Here is a 22,886-nt window from a genome sequence, read left to right as displayed (position 1 = left end):
CGAAATAATAAGGCCGCATAACCTAAGTTATGCGGCCCTCTAATTAACAACATTAACGCTATAGCTTATTTAGCCAGTACGCGCAGATGCAGTTCTTGTACTGACGTCACGTTAGTACGGTCATCGGCGGCATGGGCCATACAAGTGGCGAATGCAGCATTCATGGTCGTCGTGTAGTTAACTTTGTAACGCAGTGCACCGCGGCGCAATTGACGAGAATCTTCAATCGCTTGGCGACCTTCGGTAGTGTTCACGATATAAGTGTATTCACCATTCTTGATGCGATCGAGAATGTGTGGACGCCCTTCGTGTACCTTGTTCACTAAACGTGGGTTGATACCCGCTTCGCCTAGGATAACCGCAGTACCATGAGTCGCATCGATTTGGTAACCGAGCTCAATTAACTTAGCCGCTAAATCGGCAACGCGTTTCTTATCGCTGTTACGCACAGACAATAATGCACGACCCGACTTAGGCACCTCAGAAGTCGCACCTAACTGCGCCTTAGCATAGGCTTCGGCGAACGTATCGCCCACGCCCATGACTTCACCGGTAGAGCGCATTTCAGGGCCTAACAGTGGGTCAACACCTGGGAACTTATTAAATGGCAACACCACTTCTTTCACTGAGTAGAAAGGTGGGATCACTTCTTTAGTGAAGTTTTGCGACGTTAAGCTTTGACCCGCCATCACACGCGCGGCAATCTTAGCTAAAGGCACACCGGTCGCTTTGGACACGAATGGCACAGTACGGGCAGCACGTGGGTTAACTTCAATCATATAGATTTCATTATCTTTCACGGCGAACTGTACGTTCATCAGACCGACAACACCGAGTTCCATCGCCAACTTGCCGACTTGAACGCGCATGCGATCTTGGATTTCTTGGCTTAGCGTGTATGGCGGCAGCGAACAACCTGAGTCACCTGAGTGAACCCCCGCTTGTTCGATATGCTCCATAATCGCGCCAATCACCACGATTTCACCGTCACATACTGCATCGATATCCACTTCAATCGCATCATCTAAGAAACGATCGAGCAATACTGGCGACGCGTTCGATACGCTCACGGCTTCGTTGAAGTAACGCAGCAAATCTTGCTTGTCGTAAACGATTTCCATCGCGCGGCCGCCCAGTACATAGGATGGACGCACAACAAGCGGATAACCGATACGCTCAGCGGCAATCACAGCACCTTCAACCGTAGTCACGGTATCATTTTCAGGCTGCTTCATCTCTAAGCGTTGAATAGCTTGCTGGAAACGCTCACGGTCTTCGGCGCGGTCGATGGCATCTGGGCTAGTACCAATTACAGGTACGCCAGCAGCTTCTAAGGCACGGGCCAATTTCAATGGCGTTTGACCACCGTACTGCACGATAACGCCCTTTGGCTTCTCGATACGGACGATTTCTAATACGTCTTCCAGTGTGACGGGTTCGAAGTACAGACGGTCTGAAGTGTCGTAGTCGGTTGAAACGGTTTCAGGGTTACAGTTCACCATGATGGTTTCATAGCCGTCTTCACGTAGCGCTAACGCCGCGTGCACACAGCAATAATCGAACTCAATACCTTGACCGATACGGTTTGGCCCGCCACCTAACACCATGATTTTGTCACGGGTCGATGGGTTAGCTTCACATTCTTCTTCATACGTTGAGTACATGTAAGCCGTGTCTGTTGCAAACTCAGCCGCACAGGTATCCACACGCTTATAGACTGGGTGCAGGTCGAACTTATCACGCAGCTTACGCACTTCGGCTTCGTTCACGCCTAATACATCGGCCAGACGCGCATCGGCAAAACCTTTACGTTTCAGCTTACGCAGTAAGTCGATATCCAGACCCGCCAGACCCGCTTCAGCAACAACACCTTCGAGCTGAACCAGCTCTTCGATTTGCACGAGGAACCAAGGGTCGATATTGGTCAGTTTAAAGATTTCATCTAAGCTCAGCCCCGCACGCATCGCATCGGCTATGTACCAAATACGGTCGCAACCAGGCTCTTTCAGCTCGTGGCGAATACGCGACATAGCCTCAGGTTTAGACATATCTGTGACAGGATCGAGACCGTTACGACTAACCTCTAAACCACGTAAGGCTTTTTGCAGTGACTCTTGGAAAGTACGCCCAATCGCCATCACTTCACCCACAGACTTCATCTGTGTGGTTAAGCGATCATTGGCGCCGGCAAACTTTTCAAAGTTAAAGCGTGGCACTTTAGTCACAACGTAATCGATAGCAGGCTCGAATGACGCTGGCGTGCGACCGCCAGTGATGTCGTTCATCAGCTCATCAAGAGTGAAACCAACCGCTAACTTAGCAGCGATTTTAGCAATCGGGAAACCCGTTGCTTTTGATGCTAATGCTGAAGAGCGCGATACCCGTGGGTTCATCTCGATGATAACCATACGGCCATCTTTCGGGTTGATACCAAACTGTACGTTCGAACCGCCGGTCTCAACACCAATCTCACGCAGTACGGCCATAGAGGCGTTACGCATGATTTGGTATTCTTTATCAGTCAGGGTTTGCGCGGGTGCAACTGTAATAGAGTCGCCCGTGTGCACGCCCATAGGATCGAAGTTTTCGATGGCGCAGACGATAATGCAGTTATCGTTGCGATCGCGGACCACTTCCATCTCGTATTCTTTCCAACCGATCAGTGATTCGTCGATCAGCAGTTCACTCGTTGGCGATAACTCTAAGCCCTGTGAACAGATCTCTTCGAACTCTTCCCTGTTGTAAGCGATACCGCCACCCGAGCCACCCATAGTAAAGGATGGGCGGATAATACAAGGGAAACCCACTTGATCAAGTACGCCATAAGCTTCGTCCATATTGTGGGCAATGCCCGCGCGTGGACAATCAAGACCAATACTTTTCATCGCTTTATCAAAGCGGCTACGGTCTTCAGCTTTATCGATAGCATCGGCAGTCGCGCCAATCATCTCGACGTTAAATTCTTTCAGTACGCCTTTGGCTTCAAGTTCTAATGCGCAGTTCAGTGCGGTTTGGCCGCCCATGGTTGGCAGAATCGCATCTGGGCGTTCTTTAGCAATAATGTTACGGACCACTTCCCAGTGAATCGGCTCGATATAAGTGGCATCGGCCATTTCTGGATCAGTCATAATGGTGGCAGGGTTAGAGTTCACCAGAATGACACGGTAGCCTTCTTCACGCAGCGCTTTACACGCTTGTGCGCCAGAATAGTCAAATTCACATGCCTGACCAATCACGATTGGGCCGGCGCCTAGGATAAGAATACTCTTTATATCTGTACGTTTTGGCATTGCTTCTCTCTTCTCCTAGCTAGCGTACTACTTGGCGTTCTGACGGTATATGTCGATTAGCTCGATAAAGTGATCGAACAGCGGGGCGGCATCGTTCGGGCCAGGGCTCGCTTCAGGGTGACCTTGGAAGCTGAACGCGGGCTTGTCCGTCAGATGGATACCTTGGAGTGAACCATCAAACAGCGACTTATGCGTCACCTTAATGTTGGCGGGTAAGGTCGTTTCATCGGCAGCAAAACCGTGGTTTTGGCTGGTGATCATCACGTTACCTTTCTCGATATTGCTCACTGGGTGGTTTGCACCGTGGTGACCAAACTTCATCTTCAAAGTTTTTGCACCTGAGGCCAGCGCGAGTAGCTGATGACCTAAACAAATACCGAAAATCGGCGTGTCGGTTTTCAGAATTTGTTGAATCGCTTCAATCGCGTAATCGCATGGCTCTGGATCGCCAGGGCCGTTCGAAAGGAACACACCATCGGGATTCATCGCTAACACTTCGGCAGCTGAAGTTTTAGCAGGCACTACGGTGACGTCACAACCGCGGTCCACTAACATGCGCAGAATGTTTTGCTTAACGCCGTAGTCGTAGGCTACTACTTTGTATTTAAGCTCATTTGCTGGCGTATCTTCTGGTAAGCCGCCCACTAAACGCCAGCTACCTTTACGCCATGGATAGGCAGTTTTAGTCGTGACTTCTTTAGCGAGATCCATGCCTTTTAAACCGGGGAAAGCTTTGGCAGCGGCGAGCGCTTTTGCTTCGTCTAAGTCTGCACCTGCCATAATACAACCGGCTTGAGCACCTTTTTCACGGAGAATACGAGTTAACTTGCGGGTATCGATATCTGCTATGCCAACGACATTGTTCGCTTTGAGATAATCACTTAAGCTTTGTTGATTACGGAAACTACTTGCGATGAGCGGAAGATCACGAATGATAAGACCACAAGCGTGAACCCCATCGGATTCAATATCTTCATCATTGGTACCAGTGTTGCCTATGTGTGGGTAGGTTAATGTTACAATCTGGCGTGAGTAGGATGGATCAGTTAAAATTTCTTGGTATCCTGTCATGGAAGTGTTAAAAACAACTTCACCAACAGAGAGACCATCGGCACCAATTGCTGTGCCAGAGAATACAGTTCCATCTTCGAGTACGAGTAAGGCAGACTTTGTCAACGCGACCTCCATAAAGAGCCAAGCCACTGAAATATAATGTTTTTATGTTATGTTAAGATACCAATTTCCGCTAATTTACGAAATTTTGACAAATTCCAGCGAGTTTACAGTAAAAACGCGAAACCGTCCACCCACTGGTAACTGGGTGCAAAAAAAAACGCCATATCGGCGTTTTTAATATTAATGCAAACCTAAAACCTGCTGCATATCATACAAGCCCGGCTTTTGCTCCACGAGCCAGTGAGCGGCACGCATAGCACCATTAGCAAAGGTCATACGACTCGAAGCTTTATGGGTGATCTCTAAACGCTCACCGATATCGGCAAACATAGCCGTGTGTTCACCAACTAAATCACCAGCACGAATAGTCGCAAAACCGATAGTTTCACGGTCACGTTCACCCGTGATCCCTTCACGGCCATATACGGCACATTTTTCAAGATCGCGACCTAAAGTCTTAGCAATCACTTCACCCATTTTCAGGGCTGTGCCCGACGGCGCATCTTTTTTGTGTCTGTGGTGGCCTTCGATAATTTCGATATCCGTGTAATCACCCATGACTTCGGCAGCCAGTTCGAGTAATTTCCACATCAAATTGACACCCACAGACATATTCGGCGCCATCACGACCGGCGTTTGCTCGGCAAAGGCATTGATCTGTTCTTTTTGAGCATGATTGAAACCCGTTGTGCCAATCACCATAGCTTTCTTATGGCGAACACACCAATCTAAATGGACAATACTGGCGTCTGGCGCGGTGAAATCGATCAACACATCAAAATCATCGGTCGCATAATCGAGCGAATCCATGATCATGACGTTTAATTTACCCACACCAGCTAACTCACCCGCATCCACACCCACTAAACTTGAGCCTGCACGCTCAATGGCGGCACCCAGTAAAATATGGTCGTGATTGTAGGCCGCTTCAATAAGAGTGCGTCCCATACGACCACCGGCACCGACGATTGCCACTCTCACTTGTCCACTCATTTCAATCTCCTCAATCTTTCTTTGTATTCCATAAGAAAACGCCTAAGACAGGCTTAGGCGTTTTTTCAATATTAGATGATATCTAATAATTCAACTTCGAATACCAAAGTTGAATAAGGAGGAATCGATGCCCCCGCGCCGCGCTCACCGTAAGCTAAGTGATGTGGCACAAATAATTTCAACTTAGTGCCTACTGGCATCAGTTGCAGTGCTTCAGTCCAGCCAGCGATAACGCCAGAAACTGGGAACTCAGCAGGTTGGCCACGAACTACAGAGCTGTCGAACACATCACCATTGATGAAAGAACCATGGTAGTGAGTACGAACAGTATCTTCGTAAGTTGGAGTAGCACCGTCACCTTGGACTAATACTTCGAACTGCAGACCAGAGTCAGTCACAGTCACGCCATCACGCTTAGCATTTTCAGCTAAGAAGGCATCGCCTTCAGCAGACGCAGCAGCAGCAGCTTGCTCTTGAGCAGCTTGAATACGACCGCTAATTTCAGTGAAAGCAACTTGCAGATCTTGCATAGACACAGCACTTTCTAAACCGGCAAACGCATCGGCTAAACCCGCTTGAACGGCTGGAATATCCACACCATCAAAAGAATTGGCGGCCAGTTGCTCACCCATTTGACGGCCTACACCGTAGCTTGCTTGCTGTTCAACAGTACTGAATTTATCAGACATAATTAACGACTCTCAATTATCAGTGGAATTTTGCGCGCCAGTTTACCATAGTTCAGCGAGCTATGCTGATAAACTGACTGCTTATTTAACTAAGGAGGCTTTTTTACACACTTATTGCGTATTTATCCAAAAGCATAAATAGGTTAAGGACACATATCTCTGCGCAAACGACGGCGAACACTCACCAAACGGGCACTTAGATCTTAAATAGACTTCAGCTTATTTCGGCGCCACACATTGATTCTTCACCTGCGCTTTAGCACTGGCATAAAGTGGCTGCATCTGTGCTTGCAATTGTTGTAGCTGAGCAATGCGATTACTGTTCGATGGATGGGTCGATAATAACTCCGGCCCTTGGCTACCGCCCACCTTCGACATATTCTGCCATAACTCAACACTCTGAGCCGGATTGAAACCCGCTCGAGCCATTAACTCTACGCCCATGATATCGGCTTCGCTCTCTTGGGCACGGCCAAAGGGTAAGATCACCCCCACCTGAGCACCGAGTCCCAATGCCGACATATATAAGTCGCGATTCGACACACCACTCGCCCCTAGCGCTGCATCGGCAATCTGCATTCCAACGCCCGTTAACTGTCCACGGGAAACCTGCTCATTACCGTGCTGCGCCAACACATGCGCGACTTCGTGACCGAGCACAGTAGCAAGCTGATCTGGTCCCTTAGCGACCTTAAGCAATCCGGTATAAACCCCAATATGCCCACCCGGCAGAGCAAAAGCGTTGACTTGTTCTGAGTCAAACAAAACCACATCCCAGCGCTGGGTTTGGTCCGGCAGCACTGCGGTAATACGATTAGCGACACAATTGACGTATTGCGTCAGCTTTTTATCACTACTCACTTTTTGCTGTTTTTTCATTTCCTCGAAGGAGGAATCGCCCATCTGCTGCATTTGCGCCGCTGAATACAACAAGGTCTGCCCTCGCCCCGTTGGCGATTGCGTGGTCGCACAGGCCGATAATCCGAGCGCGACCGCCATACCCACTAAGCCTAAACGCATTGATTTCATGTGGCACTCCTTAAATCCCATGACGGGCGTGAAGATCTTTGAGCCAACACGGGCTCAACTAATGGAAAGATTTTACTGAGATAGACAAGATAAGCCAAATAGAGAAACACTGGCGGCGCGCGTTAGCGATACTTTGCACCTAAAAGGAATTAATACTCCTCCTTTAACAAGGCATAGACGAACTCATCGCCCCACGCGCCTTTAAAGAAGATGTTTTTCACATGATGGGCTTCACGCCTAAAGCGGAGTTTTTCGAGTAAGCGACAGCAGGCAAGATTTTGTGCATCGGTGATGGCAATAACTCTATGCTTATGCAATTCAATAAAGAGGTAATCCAGCAATGCGCTGACGGCCTCAAAAGCCACATGTTTACCTTGATGTTCAGGCGCAATCGTAAAGCCAATTTCCACCTGCTGCTCATCAATAAAGTGCAGCGCCAGATCGCCAACTAATTGGGTCGGTCTTGTTCCCAACGCGCCAGTAACAATCGCAAGCTGAAACCAAGTATCAACCGCACCAAATTGTGCATAATCCATCTTCTCGAACAACGCGAGTGCATCGCTATAGCTGTAATCCGTCCAGCTTTGATATTTAGCGACCTTAGGGTCGGCTCGATAGGCGGTAAAAGCCTCAAGATCCGCTCGCTGGAATGGCCTAAGTACAAAGTGCTCGGTCGTTAAACCGTTATTCACCACTTTATGAAGTGCTTTGCTTAACGCCAATGTCGATCCCATGACTTAGCTCCTTAATGTAAATAAGTCACTAAGTTACACCCAGAGCGAAAGTGATAACAGCGGCCAATGCGCTTTATTCTGTTATCTGTTTAGTGATTGAGGCACGCCAAGCTCGAACGCTATGAATAGCTTCAAGCTCAGCGCTTACCTTTAAACTCTTTAGCGCTGTGCTTATTGATGCTACGGCGATTCGCCTGTTTATCCCGTGGTGGTCGCTTACGCTCAGCTTTTCCCTCAGTGGCGCCATCAATGATTTTTTCACTCGGCTTATCCGTTACCGGAAAGTCAGCCAATAATGCCAGCGGTAACTCCCGCGCGGTTAAACTGCGGATCGCCGTTAAAGTTACCATTTCACCGTGGCACACGAGGGAAATCGCCAGCCCTTTTTCGCCAGCGCGCGCGGTGCGGCCAATGCGGTGCACGTACACAGGCGCACTCATGGGCAAATCCAAATTGATGACGACAGGCAAGGCATCAACATGAATGCCGCGCGCCATCAAATCTGTCGCCACTAATACTTGGATCCGATTGGCTTTAAAGTCGGCCAAGGTTTGGCTGCGCACGGTTTGCTCTTTTTCACCGTGCAGCGCGGCGACTTTCATCCCCGCTTTGGCGAGTCGTTTAGCGACGGCATCGGCATCATCACGGGCGCTGATAAACACCAACACCTGCGGCCATTGATACTGTTTTAACAGCGCAATCAATGCCTGTGCTTTGCTGCCCTTGTTGACTAAATAGAGCTGTTCTTCGATTTCACCAACCACTGAATTCACCTTGTGAGCTTCGACCCGTAGCGGCTTATTCACCAGCAGTTTGCCCGCCAATGTATCCAAAGCCTCGGGCAAGGTGGCAGAAAACAACAAGATTTGCTTAAGCTTAGGCATAAACGCCATCAGCTTTTGCACATCGGGCCAAAACCCCATTTCCAACAGGCGGTCAGCCTCATCCAGCACAAGATGTTTTATCGAATCGAGGCTGACGTGGGCCTGTTTACATAAGTCCAGTAAACGTCCAGGGGTTGCCACTAACACCTGCGGCTTGGCTGCAAGTTCGGCTAATTGGTCTTCCAGCGCGACCCCGCCACACAGAAGCTGAATGTTCAACGAAGTCGATAACTGACTCGCCACTGTTTGCAGCGCCTCAGTCACTTGCAGCGCTAATTCCCGTGTAGGCACCAACACTAACGCCAGTGCATTTAGAGACTGTACAGACTTAGTGCTCTGCAACTGTGTTTGCTGTTGCAACAAAATTTGTTGTAGGAGTGGCAAACCAAAGGCTAAGGTTTTCCCTGCTACCAGTTTGTGCTAAGGCTAACAAATCCCGTCCTGCAAGAATGGCCGGAATCGTGAGTTGCTGTACCTTTGTCGGATGTTTAAGACTTGCAGGCAAGGCCTTAAGTAACGCCGAATTTAAGCCAAGCTCAGCAAAAGTTAACGACTCAGGGGAAGAAGAAAGCTCGGGAAAGGTCATCACAGCACCGGATCAAAACATGGGAGCGAAAGTTTACTGAGAGTTGCCTTTGAATACCAATGTTGTTTCGGCTTTTACGCAAGCCTTGGCCAGTTTGCAACGGTACTCTTTACAACGGTACGGTTTGCAACAATACAGTTACGGCATTTGCGTTACGCCACTAAGAAAGTCTAGTTTGAAACTTTGTTTGAATTTCTAAACCAAAGGTCAAATCAATAACCGACCTAAAGAGAATCAACTGCAACCCCCTCTTGGATCTCCCCTGCCGACAAGGTTCATGTCTAACGGCCAGTTCGCAGGAATAGGTGAATTCCTGTCGCTTCGGCGTTCGTGGTGTATCTTAAAAGAGACTCCTGCCGCATCTTTCTTATGTGCGTAAAGTTAACGCAAGTGATGGGATGGTAGATTTTAATCCCACAGCTTTCATGAGCGCTTATGGTAGAATCCCGCATAATCAGCTTTATGAATGTGCAACACAACTCATTTGTTTAACTGAGCGTAGTGGAACACTACCGTGATTAACTAAATGAGGAGAACAGATTATGAGTAAGTTAAATGCCGAAGAACGTAAAGCCCGCGATAACGCCCGTTTTTCACAACGCGTCGATGAGCGCCGCACAAAAGGTGAAGACGTGGTCGCCTACGTGCTAGGCAACAAGCTCGCGTTTAAGTTTCTAACTAAACCAGAGAGACACGAATTTAAACAAAGAGAAGCTGCACTTGAAGAAGAAGCCAAGCTTAAAAAGCAACAAGCGTTTCAACTGAAAACCGAGCAAGAGTTAGAGAAAGCCGAAGCCGCATTTACTGATACAGAAGAGTAACCTCTCAAAAGAGCCATTGATCATCATTGATGGCTCACGCTCAAATACCTATCTTTATAAACAAGAGTCTATGACGATAGGTATTTGAAGGTATCAATGGTTAAATACCGCAAAGTAAGATAAATCTGATTTATAGTCTATCAAACTCATCAAGCATCTCTTTTGGTAGCCTCATACCTATGTTGTTGCATAAATATCGAAGAGGATCATCCATGCGTCGAAGTAAAAAGAGCAACTCTTCCATCATTTCAGGATTTTCGCCAAATTTATGTCTAGTTTTACCAAAAAACTTTAGGAATTCTCGATATCTAACAACCAATTCTTCTAATGCAGCCGGATGAATACGTTCTTCTATAATACGTTCCTCCATTGATCTTTTACGCAACCTACTATCCCTATTTAGCCTATCCAAAACATGCTCGAAATAGTCCACTGGTAAGAGGGTGGTAGGATCACGAAGTAACCTTTGATTTGTTCGGCTAACTTCTAAGACCTCTTCTAGAACTCTAGAAACATACCCATACATTTCTTCAGGTTGATTCGAAGTAACCTCTTGAGCTTCTTGCGGATTTGGAATTTGAGAAAGTTCTTCATCTAATTTAGGCCACCAAACTGCAAATGTTTTTTCAAGTCTAGTTTCCTCTATCCCCTGTAGTGGCACACTAATTTTGGCCACCTAAATAGAGGTGATATTATTACCTCGTAGATGACTTTAGGTGAAAACATGAGATCGACAACCAGAAAAACATTTAGTGCTGAATTCAAACTTGAAGCAGCCCAATTAGTCCTCGATAAAAACCATAGCATCATCGAAGCTGCAAAGGCGATGAACGTAGGTAAGTCCACTATGGATAAATGGGTGAGACAGTTAAAACTAGAACGCCAGGGTGGCACACCAAAAGCATCTCCGATTACCCCTGAACAAATTGAAATCCGTGAGCTGAAGAAGCAAATAGCTCGTCTTGAGGAGCACAATCTTATCCTAAAAAAGGCTACCGCTCTCTTGATGTCAGACTCGATGAACAATTTACGCTAATCAGCGCACTCAAGCAGAGCCACTCTATTCTCACAATTTGTAATGCATTCAAAGTGCATCGAAGTAGCTATAAGTATTGGCTAAAAAAGAAAAGAACATATTGATACAGACTTTACTATTTTATGCAGTGAAGTGAAGGCCGCACATCGTATTAGTCATGGCTCTGCCGGTGCGCGAACGATAGCGCAATTAGTGACTAACAAAGGGATTGGTCTCAGTCGTTATCGAGCCCGTAATCTAATGAAAAAACTTGGGTTATTAAGCTGTCAGCAGCCTAAGCATTCTTATAGGAAAGCGACACAAGAGCATGTTGCAATCCCCAATACGCTTAATCGACAGTTTGCAGTAACTCAACCAGATCAAGTGTGGTGTGGCGACGTGACGTATGTTTGGGTCGGTAATCGCTGGGCCTATCTAGCCGTTGTTTTAGACTTATTTTCCCGCAAACCTGTTGGATGGGCTTTGTCATTATCACCAGATAGTGCGCTGACCTGTAAAGCTTTGAAAATGGCATTTGAGTTAAGGGGTAAGCCTGAGAATGTGATATATCACAGCGATCAAGGTTCGCATTACACAAGCTTGAAATTCAGACAATTAATATGGCGTCTTCAGATTGAGCAAAGTATGAGTCGCCGCGGGAATTGTTGGGATAACGCACCAATGGAGCGTTTCTTTAGAAGTTTGAAATCTGAGTGGATACCTGCCAGTGGTTATGGGAATTTTACAGAAGCAGATAAAGAGATCACAAATTACATCACTGGATATTACAGTGAGACCAGACCCCATCAATATAATGGTGGGTTAACGCCAAATGAGTCAGAACGTTTATATTGGAATGACTCTAAAACCGTGGCCAATTTTACTTGACCACTACACCCTGATCTCCACAAGCATCATTGATAGATTTTAATAACTTATAAATATCTTCTTTATCATGAATAGTTGATTGAAACTGGAGTACAGGTCCTTTTATATCAGAGCGTTTAATCCTAAACAAAAAAGGACAAACCCTACTCTTATCTACACTTTTACCAAGTGCTCCAGCTTCAAAATTTAACCACGGTGCGTTTATATTGTCCGGCGTTACGCATAATAAGCCAAAAGATGATTCATCGAGTTCTGATGCAATGTCACTGGACCAACGTGCTCCTTTGTCAATATCTTCTGAAGAAACGTAAGGTGTAATACTCTGTATTACAGATGGTAGCCAGTCTCTTAGCGACTTGGCGACTTTATGACTCATTTCACCAGACCAACTTATAAATACTTTCATCGATACTCCATATATAAATAATTCTAATTACTTTACATTTACAGTGTTTAGATACACAAATGAACAATATTGAATACACTCAATTTCCCACTGTTTTTCCTCTTTGTAAACAATAATTTAAAACTAGATAGTTGTTCTTAAATCTCATTTTATATACTTTTAGATAAATGAAAGGTTATGTGAGCTTGATTTTATTATTTATTTGCTTATCAATAGCATCAATGAATACGTAATACACTATCCCCTCGGAATTGCCGCTGGGCGAACGTAAAGACCGGACATGAATAACTTTTATACCTGAACAATTTACCGATAACACCAGAATCAAAGGAATACACCATCCCCTCGGAGTTGCCGCAGGGCGAATAGACAAATTGCGTGAGTCTTGCCATGGATGGCAAGCTAGCTTTCGAGGGGAAGGGACGCCCCATCGGAAGCGTCAGCAAATTTGCCAATGAGCACAAGGGGCTTTCAACTCCGTTGGGGGCGTCATGGAGCATCCAAGGAGGATAGGACGAGCAGTCCTCCTTGGTCGGGTGTGGGGTGAAGCCCCACGACTTTGATTTTCTTTAAAAAAGAGAAACCTAAAGCTAGGTTTAAGTCACAAACAATCTCGGCTATAAAGCCAAATAGCAAAGCAGAACGATCAAACTAACATCTAGCCTTTTAAGTGGTTTTAGCATAAAACAACCATAAAAAAGCCCCGCAAGTGCTAAACACTGCGAGGCTTTATTCATCTAGTGCGCAGCTAACCTCTGCGCCACTAGACCAAGTTAGCTATTCAGATCTTGAAAGAACTTTTTCACGCCATCGAAAAAGCCCTCAGCCTTTGGGCTGTGTTTTTTCGACTCACCGGTTAAGGTGGCTTCAAATTCGCGTAACAGTTCTTTTTGACGATCGTTTAAGTTAACTGGGGTTTCCATAACCACTTTGCAGAGCAAGTCGCCTACCGCATGGCTGCGAACCGACTTGACGCCTTTGCCACGTAAACGGAACATACGGCCCGTTTGCGTTTCGGCTGGGATCTTCAGGCTGACTTTACCATCCAGTGTTGGCACTTCAATCTCACCGCCTAGGGCCGCTTTACTGAAGGATATCGGCACTTCGCAGTAAAGGTTGTTGCCATCACGGACAAAAATCGCATGCTCACGCACGCTGACCTGAACGTATAAATCCCCTGGAGGCGCGCCAAACTCACCCGCTTCGCCTTCACCCGCTAAACGAATACGGTCACCCGTATCAACGCCTGCTGGGATCTTAACCGATAAGGTTTTGCTCTTTTCAACACGGCCATCGCCATGACACTTAGTGCAAGGATCTTTGATGATCTTGCCGCGGCCATGACAGGTTGGACAAGGCTGTTGCACCGCAAAGAAACCTTGGCGCATTTGGACTTGGCCTTGACCATGACAGGTGCCACAAGTGGTTGCAGAGGTGCCTTTTTTAGCGCCGCTGCCTTCACATAGATCGCAAGTCGCCAGTGTTGGGATACGCAGTTCTTTGGTTAAGCCTTTAACGGCTTCTTCCAGTGATAACTCTAGGTTGTAACGTAAATCTGAGCCGCGGGCCGCTTGGCGTTGACCACCACCACGACGTCCACCGCCGAAAATATCGCCAAAGACATCACCGAAAATATCACCGAAATCGCCTTGACCACCACCGTAACCACCGCCACCGCGATTAGGATCCACACCCGCATGACCAAATTGGTCATAGGCCGCTTTTTTGTCGGCGTCGGTTAGGATCTCGTAGGCTTCTTTAATTTCTTTAAAGTTAGCTTCTGCGGTTTTGTCGCCTGGGTTGCGATCTGGGTGAAATTTCATGGCCAGACGTTTGTAGGCCTTTTTAATTTCACGTTCGCTGGTGTCACGACTGACACCTAATACTTCGTAATAATCTCGCTTTGACATAATCTCATGCTTCTCAGCTGGTGTTGAACAAACGGGCGTTAGGGTTGCCCCGTAACGCCCGCCTAGAAATTAACGCTTTGAAATCAATCTATTTGATTGAAAACAAGTCATTATTTCTTGTCGTCTTTCACTTCTTCGAATTCAGCATCGACAACGTCATCGGCAGCAGCGTTAGCCTGTTTGCCCGCGTCGGCATTGTCGCCGCCTTGAGCTTGAGACTTAGCTTGAGCGATTTCCATCAGCTTAGCAGATGCTTCGATCAAGTTTTGAGTTGCCTTTTCAATGGCTTCTTTGTCATTGCCTTTGCTGGCAGTGTCAACAGCGGCCATAGCAGCTTGGATTTTCTCTTTATCTTCGCTTGGCAATGCATCACCCGCTTCTTCCACTTGTTTCTTAGTCGCGTGGACTAAGCCGTCAGCTTGGTTGCGTGCTTGCACTAACTCTTCAAACTTCTTGTCTTCATCTGCGTGAGCTTCGGCATCACGTACCATTTGTGCCACTTCTTCTTCGCTTAAGCCAGAAGAGGCTTTGATGGTGATGTTTTGTTTCTTGCCGGTTTTCTTGTCTGTCGCAGACACATGCAGAATACCGTCGGCATCGATGTCGAACATCACTTCAATTTGTGGCTGGCCACGTGGAGCTGGCTCAATACCGTCTAAGTTGAACTGGCCTAATGACTTGTTCGCGCTCGCTTGCTTACGCTCACCTTGCAGTACGTGAATCGTCACTGCGTTTTGGTTGTCATCGGCTGTTGAGAACACTTGCTGCGCCTTAGTAGGAATAGTGGTGTTCTTTTCAATCAACTTAGTCATCACGCTGCCCATGGTTTCGATACCAAGAGACAGTGGTGTTACGTCTAACAGTAATACGTCTTTCACGTCGCCTGACAGTACGCCCGCTTGAATTGCAGCACCTACGGCTACCGCTTCGTCTGGGTTCACGTCTTTACGAGGTTCTTTGCCGAAGAAGTTTGTCACTGCTTCTTGAACCTTAGGCATACGTGTTTGACCACCCACTAGAATCACTTCGTTGATGTCTGTTACAGATAAATCTGCATCAGCCAGGGCAACTTTTAGTGGCTCTAATGTACGGATAATCAAGTCTTCAACCAGCGATTCCAATTTAGCACGAGTGATTTTAATCACTAAATGCTTAGGACCTGTTGCGTCTGCCGTGATGTATGGCAGGTTCACTTCAGTGTGGTTGGTGCTTGAAAGTTCAATTTTCGCTTTTTCTGCTGCTTCTTTCAGACGTTGCATTGCTAATGGATCTTTACGCAGATCTAAGCCTTGCTCTTTCTTGAATTCGTCAGCTAAGTAGTTGATCAAACGGTTGTCAAAGTCTTCACCACCTAAGTGGGTGTCACCGTTGGTTGCCAACACTTCAAATGTTTGGTCGCCATCGTTGCTGTCGATTTCGATGATAGAGATATCGAATGTACCACCACCTAAATCGTATACTGCAACAATGTTGTCGCCTTGTTTCTTATCGATACCGTAGGCTAATGCTGCAGCCGTTGGTTCGTTGATAATACGTTTAACATCAAGACCTGCGATACGACCCGCATCTTTAGTCGCTTGACGTTGTGAATCGTTAAAGTAAGCAGGAACAGTAATAACCGCTTCTGTTACTTCTTCACCTAAAAAGTCTTCTGCGGTTTTCTTCATCTTTTTCAAGATTTCTGCAGAAACTTGTGGTGGAGCCATCTTGTTGCCACGCGATTCAACCCATGCATCACCGTTGTCGGCTGCAATGATTTTGAATGGCATGATGTTCACGTCACGTTGGACTTCGTCATCTTTAAAGCGACGACCAATCAAACGCTTAATCGCGAAGAATGTGTTAGTCGGGTTAGTCACAGCTTGACGTTTTGCTGGCGAACCGACAATGGTTTCATCATCTGTATAAGCGATGATTGACGGGGTTGTGCGATCGCCTTCAGCGTTTTCTAACACACGTGCTTTGCCACCATCGAGGACAGCTACACAAGAGTTTGTTGTGCCTAAGTCGATACCAATAATTTTACCCATGAGGTCCTCCGAAAAATTTCATTCAATCTAAATTTGTTTAGTTGGTTTTGATATGGGGCTAGACGGTTTAAATATCAAGTCCATCGTTGGCCACCTTCTCTGCCTTGATACCTATATTGGGACAGGGAATTTAATTACAAGGGCGAACAAAAAAATTTTCTGATTTATCTTTCTCGCATCTACAGCGGGATAAAATATCCAATCACATAAAATAGTCTTGCTTATCAACCAAAGCTGTTATTCAATCTGCCCACATTTGGCGGATGTTTATCCTCGTAAGGTAGCAGAGTGAAGTCTTCGAATTTAGCGTACGTGTATGGCATGGCGGCGATCTTTCTCTGGTCGACAGTGGCCACGGCCTTTAAGATTGCCTTGAGTTACTACACACCGCTGCAACTGGTGTTTGTTGCCGTACTCACTTCGATTATTGCCCTTGCCGGAATCCTTGCTTGGCAAAAAAAGCTTTCCTTACTCAAGCAACAGTTTTTACGCCGCCCCATGTTTTATCTGGTGACTGGACTCATCAATCCCTTCCTTTACTATGTCGTGCTATTTAAAGCGTATTCCTTACTGCCAGCGCAGCAAGCGTTGTCACTTAATTACACTTGGGCGGTATTACTGCCGTTACTTGCCGCGCCTTTGTTAAAGCAACATTTGCGTAAGAGCGATATAGCTGCGGCGCTGATTGCCTATACAGGCGTGTTTATCATTGCTACCGGCGGCGATATCAGCGGCTTTAGTTTTGATAGCCCACTCGGTATCGGTCTTGCTCTCACCAGCACTTTACTCTGGTGCCTATATTGGATCGTCAACACTAAAGATCAAGGCGATCCTGTGGTCAGTTTATTATTGAGTTTTCTTATCGGCTTACCTTTTATTGCCGTCACCTTAGTGCTGACAGATACCCTGCCCAGTTTTAGTATTAAGGCGATATTTGCAGGTATGTATGTGGGCTTATTTGAGATGGGCATTACCTTCGTGCTCTGGTTAATGGCGCTGAAAACAGCCACTCGCACCGCGAACATCAGCACTATGGTGTTTTTATCCCCAGTGATGTCGATTGGTTTTATCGCGTGGATTTTGCAGGAAACGATTGCGATGGCAACCTATCTCGGCCTAGCCTTTATTTTATCGGGGATGATGTTGCAGCAACTTCTGCCCCGTTATTTAGAGCGTAAAAACAAGATAAGCACAAAGCTAGCGGAATAATCGTTGAGTAACAGCCTTAAATAATGTTAGCTCACGGCAATGAACCAATTAAAAGAGCTGGCTAACATTTTAAGCCAAGATTAAGCGCTAATATCCTCCATTTTGTGAAGGAGTATAAAATGACCCCGGCCGTCAGATTGGCGAAAAAAGCCAAGATTGCGTTTGATATCTTAGAGTACAGCCACGATCCACACTGCGCCGCCTACGGCGAAGAAGCCGCTAACACCCTAGGGCTTGAACCCGCGCAAGTATTTAAAACCCTTTTAGTTGCCATCGACAAAGCCCATGCGCCGATTGCCGTTGCGCTCGTGCCCGTCGATCATCAGCTTAATCTAAAAGCCGTAGCTAAATGCTTAAGACAAAAGAAACTACAAATGGCCGATGCCGACCTAGCACAAAAATCCTCAGGCTATCTGGTCGGCGGTATTAGTCCCTTAGCGCAAAAGAAACAATTACCAACCTTGATTGATGCCAGCGCTCAAGGCTTCGACAGGATTTATGTGAGCGCCGGCAGACGCGGTTTAGAGATAAGCTTAGCGGCAACAGACTTAGCCCTGCTTTGCAAAGGCGAATTTGCCGATATCAAGACACTTTAAGCTAGATGCTTTAAGCTATCCAGGCCACATTTAAGCACAAGTCATTCGACGTTAAATAAGCAATTCACTCCACTTTAAGTTGTACGCGCTCATATTAAATAAATGGTGAACAAGGCTCAAACGGCAACAAACTGGCCAGCGTACTGAGTCTAAAGTGAAAAGCGTTTGATAAAGCCGAGATATCCGTCTATAAATTGTACTGAGGTACAAATCGACTAAGGATAGTCAGATGGAAAAATCAACCCAATGGAATCCAGAAAATAGCATCAGCCCTATCAGTTGGTGCGCCATGCTACTCTGCATCGCCTTATTTATTTATGAGCATTTCTGGGGAAACAGTTTTACCACTATGGTAGTCATGCTCTATTGCAGTTTTATGCTGCCTTCGGTTTTACTCACTCGCAGAGTACAAGAAAAGTACTTTATTTATACCTTGGAATACATCAAGGCCTTTCGTAAATTCACTGTCGTTATGTCAACGATATTTTTCTGTATCTGGTTACTTGCCACTTATACCCCGCTCACCATAAGCAGCTAAACTCGTTAGCCAAACACATTAATATCGCTATTCAGTTGGATACCGCAAACAAAAAAGCCGTCAACGTAGTAGGTTAACGGCTTTGGGTTTATCGGTATTTACCGCTAAACACGACTGGTGTAATCACCCCAAGCTAACCACTTATATGTGGTTAATGCCTCAAGCCCCATTGGACCGCGGGCGTGCAGTTTTTGGGTGCTCACAGCCACTTCAGCGCCAAGACCAAACTGACCGCCATCGGTAAAACGAGTACTGGCATTCACATACACGGCTGCTGAGTTCACTTCATTCATAAAGTGCGCCGCTGCATGAATATCATCGGTCAAAATGGCTTCCGAATGGCCGCTAGAATACTGGCGAATATGACTAACGGCAGCATCGATATCGCTCACGACTTTGATACCTAAGGTTAATGACAGCCATTCAATACCAAAATCCTCAGACTTAGCAAGCGTCACATCGAACCCTAAACCATCCAGTAGTCTAAAACTTGTGTCACAAACTGAAAAACGCACGCCTAGACGATGCAGATATTCGGCAATTTGCGGTACAAAGCTGCTCGCCACGCGCTCATCCACCAGCAAGGTATCAAGAGCATTGCACACAGTTGGACGCTGCACTTTGGCATTAGCGATTACGCCTAAGGCACGCTCAAGGTCGGCATTTTTATCGACATACAAGTGGCAAATACCAATGCCGCCTAAAATCACTGGAATCGTCGCTTGCTCGGCACATAAGCGTTGCAGCGCTTGACCGCCACGCGGCACTATCATGTCGACATATTGATCGAGCTTAAGTAAACCTGTCACTAGGGCTCTGTCTGAAGAATCAATAAATTGCACCGCATCTATGGGCAAACCTTGGGCGACAATCGCGCCGCGGATCACTTCGCTGATAAGCTTATTCGATTCAAGGGTTTCTTTACCGCCACGGAGGATCACCGCATTACCCGTTTTAAGGGCGAGTACCGCGATATCAACAGTCACATTCGGGCGCGCCTCGTAGATAACCCCAATCACGCCCAGCGGTACGCGGCGACGAGTCAACCTTAAACCGTTATCTAATAACTTGCTGCCAAACTCTTCGCCCACGGGATCAGCAAGGCGGATCACATCGCTGATATCACCGATAATGCCCGCTAAACGCGCATCATCGAGCAACAGTCTGTCGATCATCGCCTCAGTTAATCCATCGTTCTTAGCGGCGGCAACGTCTTTAGCATTAGCCGCTAAAATGGCGGCGGAGTTTGCAGTCAGCGCATCGGCAATAGCTTCGAGTAAGTCAGCCTTTTGGCTCGCCGTTAAGTTGGCTAAAGCATAACTGGCCTGTTTGGCATTTTGGCCAAGTTGCTGTAAATACTGATCTTGATTCATTTGACTCAAAATAGACCTCGCTTATAAGACAACCATGTCGTTGCGGTGCACTATTGCGTCACCATAATCGTAACCGAGTACAGACTCGATCTCGTCGGAATGCTTACCTGCAATCAAACTCAGGGCTTGGCCACAGTATCGTGTCATCCCTTTAGCAATCACTTTACCTTGTTGATCAACTAATTGTAGCGTCGCACCACGTTCAAACTGACCTTTAACGCCTACGATACCTTTAGACAATAAACTGCGGCCCTTGTCAGTCACGGCTTTGACCGCGCCCGCATCAAGCACTAAAGAACCTTGAGTCGCAGGTCCCGCTAGAATCCACTGTTTGCGGCTTTCGAGCGGGTTTTCGATGGCACTAAAGTGAGTACCGACAGACTCTTTGGCGACCACTTTTTTGATCACATCAGGGTGATGGCCAGAGGCGATAACCACTTCGATACCAGCACGGCGAGCAATATCCGCCGCTTCCAATTTAGTCGACATACCACCTGTGCCTAAACCCGATACAGAACCGCCCGCCAGCATACGCAGACTATCGTCAATTTTCACCACTTGTGAAATTAACTTAGCGTTCGGGTTAGTGCGCGGATCGGCATCGAATAAGCCCTTTTGATCCGTCAATAAAATCAATAAGTCAGCATCGCATAAGAGTGCTGCGCGCGCCGATAAATTGTCGTTATCGCCCACTTTAATCTCATTGGTAGCAACGGCATCGTTTTCATTGATGATCGGCACAATATTATTGGCCAACAAGGCATTGAGCGTGTCGCGGGCGTTAAGGTAACGCTCCCTATCCTGCAAGTCGGCACGGGTCAGCAGCAATTGGCCCACATGCAGCCCATAAATACTAAAGAGTTGTGCCCAAGCGAGGATCAACTGACTTTGCCCGACAGCGGCTAACAATTGCTTATTGGCCATAGTGTCGGGCAGCGTCGGGTATTGGAGATGTTCACGCCCAGCGGCAATTGCCCCTGAGGTGCATAATACGACTTCGACCCCTGACTTCATCAGTGCGGCCATTTGACGAGCAAGCTCAACCATGTGGGCTTTATCTAGCTGTTTACTGCCAGAGGTCAGCACACTCGTCCCTAACTTCACTACCACGCGGCGATACGCAATCTCACTTAAGTTCATTATTCATTTGTAACAAAATAACCGAACAATCCTTATACCTAATCCGCTGAGTAATTGGTAGCAAGGAGTTATTAACTCGAGATAAATTTTCGTTTTTGCTTAGAATCGCGCATTAAAAAGGGCCATCGATTAGATGGCCCTCAAAAAATGTAAACAATCTACGCTGCGAGTTTTTACTGTGCAGGTGAATTAATCGACAGCATCAACCATAGACAAACTTAGCTACAAACAATGCGGCTAATACTAAAATGCCCACATTAAGATCGCTAAAGCGACCTGTGAGTAATTTGATTGCTGCATATGAGATGATCCCAAAGGCAATGCCCGTCGCGATAGAAAACGTTAGCGGCATTAATATACACACAACCACCACAGGCGCGGCTTCAGTCAAATCTTCCCATTCGACATGCACCAGTCCCGACATCATCAAAATCGCTACATAAAACAGTGTACCCGCAGTCGCATAAGCCGGGATCATCCCCGCCAATGGCGATAAAAATAACGCAGCAATGAAGAGTAATCCCACCACAACGGCCGTTAAACCAGTACGACCACCTGCGCTCACACCCGCGGTGCTTTCGATATAACTTGTCGTGGTGGAAGTGCCAAAAGCCGCCCCCGCAATCGTTGCTAAACTGTCAGCGGTTAAGGCACGATTCAGACGTGGTAAACGGCCTTTATCATCGAGAAAACCACCGCGCTGTGCAACCGCCACTAAGGTGCCAGAGGTATCGAAGAGATCCACAAATAAGAAGGCAAAAACGACTGATAGCATAGTTACTTCAAATACTTGGGATAAATCCATCTTCATAAATGTAGGTGCGATTGAAGGTGGCATTGATACAATGCCCTGATACTGCACATCACCAAACACTAATCCTAGGCCAGTGATAATCAGAATGCTGGCAATCACCGCTGACTTCATTCCCCGCTGCACCATAGCAATAATGAGGAAAAAGCCCAGCACAGCCATAACCGCCGGAAATGCCGTGATATCGCCCAGCGTCACTAGCGTAGCAGGACTTGCCACCACAATACCGGCGCTCTTAAGGCCAATCAGTGCAAGGAACAAACCAATACCTGCAGCAATACCGATACGTAACGACATGGGAATACTATTTACAATCCATTCTCGAATACGCACTAAGGACAAGATTAAAAAGCAAATTCCCGACAGGAATACCGCGCCTAACGCAGTCTCCCAGCTGTAACCCATTTCACCCACGACTGTGTAGGTAAAAAAGGCATTAAGTCCCATACCTGGAGCAAGCGCAATTGGATAATTCGCCATCAACCCCATAACCAAACAGCCGACAGCCGCCGCCAAACAGGTCGCCACAAATACAGCACCATGGTCCATGCCCGCATCGGCTAACATCATTGGGTTCACAAAAATGATGTAGGCCATCGTCATAAATGTTGTCAAACCTGCGACCGCTTCCTGCTTGAGGCTCGTTTGATTTTGTTTCAGTTTGAACAGTTTTTCTAACATGGAACAAGGTTCCTTTTTATTTTAAGTATGTAGGGTATTTAGATGTGAACACTATGTAACGTGATGACATTTGCAGCCGATTATAGG

Annotated in this window: 17 protein-coding genes and 2 pseudogenes; 5 read left to right on the top strand and 14 right to left on the bottom strand. The window is 46.7% G+C overall.

Annotated features, from left to right (window positions below; genetic code table 11):
* Positions 1 to 65 precede the first annotated feature (65 nt).
* The 7 genes and pseudogenes from carB to HQQ92_RS03485 all read right to left on the bottom strand — a co-directional run bounded on the left by carB (position 66) and on the right by HQQ92_RS03485 (position 9,381).
* Positions 66 to 3,290: a carbamoyl-phosphate synthase large subunit gene (gene carB / locus HQQ92_RS03515; RefSeq protein ID WP_105251663.1), complete on the bottom strand. Its 3,225-nt coding sequence runs from the start codon at positions 3,288 to 3,290 to the stop codon at positions 66 to 68.
* A 27-nt stretch (positions 3,291 to 3,317) separates the two neighbouring features.
* Entirely contained in the window at positions 3,318 to 4,478 is a 1,161-nt protein-coding gene (gene carA, locus HQQ92_RS03510) for a glutamine-hydrolyzing carbamoyl-phosphate synthase small subunit (protein WP_113941188.1), read from the bottom strand.
* A 168-nt stretch (positions 4,479 to 4,646) separates the two neighbouring features.
* Positions 4,647 to 5,459, bottom strand: coding sequence for a 4-hydroxy-tetrahydrodipicolinate reductase (gene dapB, locus HQQ92_RS03505; protein ID WP_105251661.1), 813 nt, complete (start codon positions 5,457 to 5,459; stop codon positions 4,647 to 4,649).
* A 71-nt stretch (positions 5,460 to 5,530) separates the two neighbouring features.
* Positions 5,531 to 6,148, bottom strand: coding sequence for an FKBP-type peptidyl-prolyl cis-trans isomerase (locus tag HQQ92_RS03500; protein ID WP_006083907.1), 618 nt, complete (start codon positions 6,146 to 6,148; stop codon positions 5,531 to 5,533).
* Positions 6,149 to 6,367: 219 nt separating this feature from the next.
* Positions 6,368 to 7,177, bottom strand: a complete 810-nt coding sequence (locus HQQ92_RS03495; protein ID WP_028759303.1) for a M48 family metallopeptidase — start codon at positions 7,175 to 7,177, stop codon at positions 6,368 to 6,370.
* A gap of 149 nt (positions 7,178 to 7,326) precedes the next feature.
* Entirely contained in the window at positions 7,327 to 7,911 is a 585-nt protein-coding gene (locus tag HQQ92_RS03490) for a GNAT family N-acetyltransferase (protein WP_131523201.1), read from the bottom strand.
* A gap of 137 nt (positions 7,912 to 8,048) precedes the next feature.
* Positions 8,049 to 9,381 (bottom strand): annotated as a pseudogene (locus HQQ92_RS03485) (DEAD/DEAH box helicase).
* 542 nt (positions 9,382 to 9,923) lie between these two features.
* On the opposite strand from HQQ92_RS03485, the gene HQQ92_RS03480 reads away from it, so the two are divergent.
* A complete protein-coding gene (locus tag HQQ92_RS03480; protein ID WP_173243176.1) occupies positions 9,924 to 10,202 on the top strand; it encodes a DNA polymerase III subunit epsilon in 279 nt (92 codons plus the stop codon).
* Positions 10,203 to 10,332: 130 nt separating this feature from the next.
* On the opposite strand, the gene HQQ92_RS03475 is transcribed toward HQQ92_RS03480, so the two are convergent.
* Positions 10,333 to 10,863, bottom strand: a complete 531-nt coding sequence (locus tag HQQ92_RS03475) for a hypothetical protein (RefSeq protein WP_173243173.1) — start codon at positions 10,861 to 10,863, stop codon at positions 10,333 to 10,335.
* 63 nt (positions 10,864 to 10,926) lie between these two features.
* Here HQQ92_RS03475 and HQQ92_RS03470 point away from each other — a divergent pair.
* Positions 10,927 to 12,105, top strand: a pseudogene (locus HQQ92_RS03470) (IS3-like element ISSba5 family transposase).
* Here the strand turns inward: HQQ92_RS03470 and HQQ92_RS03465 are convergent.
* From HQQ92_RS03465 to dnaK, 3 genes are all read right to left on the bottom strand, one after another.
* The gene (locus tag HQQ92_RS03465) at positions 12,098 to 12,511 is read right to left on the bottom strand and encodes a TIR domain-containing protein (protein ID WP_173243170.1); all 414 of its coding nucleotides are present in this window, start codon (positions 12,509 to 12,511) and stop codon (positions 12,098 to 12,100) included. The pseudogene HQQ92_RS03470 and the gene HQQ92_RS03465 overlap by 8 nt on opposite strands.
* Before the next feature lie 773 nt (positions 12,512 to 13,284).
* Positions 13,285 to 14,421 carry a molecular chaperone DnaJ gene (dnaJ, locus tag HQQ92_RS03460; protein ID WP_113941183.1) on the bottom strand — a complete coding sequence of 379 codons (1,137 nt, stop codon included), beginning with the start codon at positions 14,419 to 14,421 and terminating at the stop codon, positions 13,285 to 13,287.
* Positions 14,422 to 14,531: 110 nt separating this feature from the next.
* A complete protein-coding gene (gene dnaK / locus HQQ92_RS03455; RefSeq protein WP_105251655.1) occupies positions 14,532 to 16,451 on the bottom strand; it encodes a molecular chaperone DnaK in 1,920 nt (639 codons plus the stop codon).
* 288 nt (positions 16,452 to 16,739) lie between these two features.
* On the opposite strand from dnaK, the gene HQQ92_RS03450 reads away from it, so the two are divergent.
* From HQQ92_RS03450 to HQQ92_RS03440, 3 genes are all read left to right on the top strand, one after another.
* Positions 16,740 to 17,660 carry a DMT family transporter gene (locus HQQ92_RS03450; RefSeq protein WP_173243168.1) on the top strand — a complete coding sequence of 307 codons (921 nt, stop codon included), beginning with the start codon at positions 16,740 to 16,742 and terminating at the stop codon, positions 17,658 to 17,660.
* A 119-nt stretch (positions 17,661 to 17,779) separates the two neighbouring features.
* Complete coding sequence (gene ybaK / locus HQQ92_RS03445) at positions 17,780 to 18,256, top strand: Cys-tRNA(Pro) deacylase (protein ID WP_028759489.1); 477 nt, start codon at positions 17,780 to 17,782, stop codon at positions 18,254 to 18,256.
* A gap of 229 nt (positions 18,257 to 18,485) precedes the next feature.
* On the top strand, positions 18,486 to 18,794 hold the full coding sequence (locus tag HQQ92_RS03440; protein WP_105251653.1) for a hypothetical protein: 309 nt from the start codon (positions 18,486 to 18,488) through the stop codon (positions 18,792 to 18,794).
* Positions 18,795 to 18,898: 104 nt separating this feature from the next.
* On the opposite strand, the gene HQQ92_RS03435 is transcribed toward HQQ92_RS03440, so the two are convergent.
* The 3 genes from HQQ92_RS03435 to HQQ92_RS03425 form a co-directional block, all read right to left on the bottom strand.
* Positions 18,899 to 20,176: a glutamate-5-semialdehyde dehydrogenase gene (locus HQQ92_RS03435; RefSeq protein ID WP_173243165.1), complete on the bottom strand. Its 1,278-nt coding sequence runs from the start codon at positions 20,174 to 20,176 to the stop codon at positions 18,899 to 18,901.
* A gap of 12 nt (positions 20,177 to 20,188) precedes the next feature.
* On the bottom strand, positions 20,189 to 21,307 hold the full coding sequence (proB, locus tag HQQ92_RS03430) for a glutamate 5-kinase (protein ID WP_105251651.1): 1,119 nt from the start codon (positions 21,305 to 21,307) through the stop codon (positions 20,189 to 20,191).
* A 202-nt stretch (positions 21,308 to 21,509) separates the two neighbouring features.
* On the bottom strand, positions 21,510 to 22,799 hold the full coding sequence (locus HQQ92_RS03425) for an NCS2 family permease (protein WP_131523194.1): 1,290 nt from the start codon (positions 22,797 to 22,799) through the stop codon (positions 21,510 to 21,512).
* Positions 22,800 to 22,886 lie beyond the last annotated feature (87 nt).

This window comes from Shewanella sp. DC2-4, from assembly GCF_013248875.1.
GTDB lineage: Bacteria > Pseudomonadota > Gammaproteobacteria > Enterobacterales > Shewanellaceae > Shewanella > Shewanella oncorhynchi.
The sequence above is the reverse complement of the archived record's forward strand: the minus strand, read 5'-3'. Positions and strand labels throughout refer to the sequence as shown.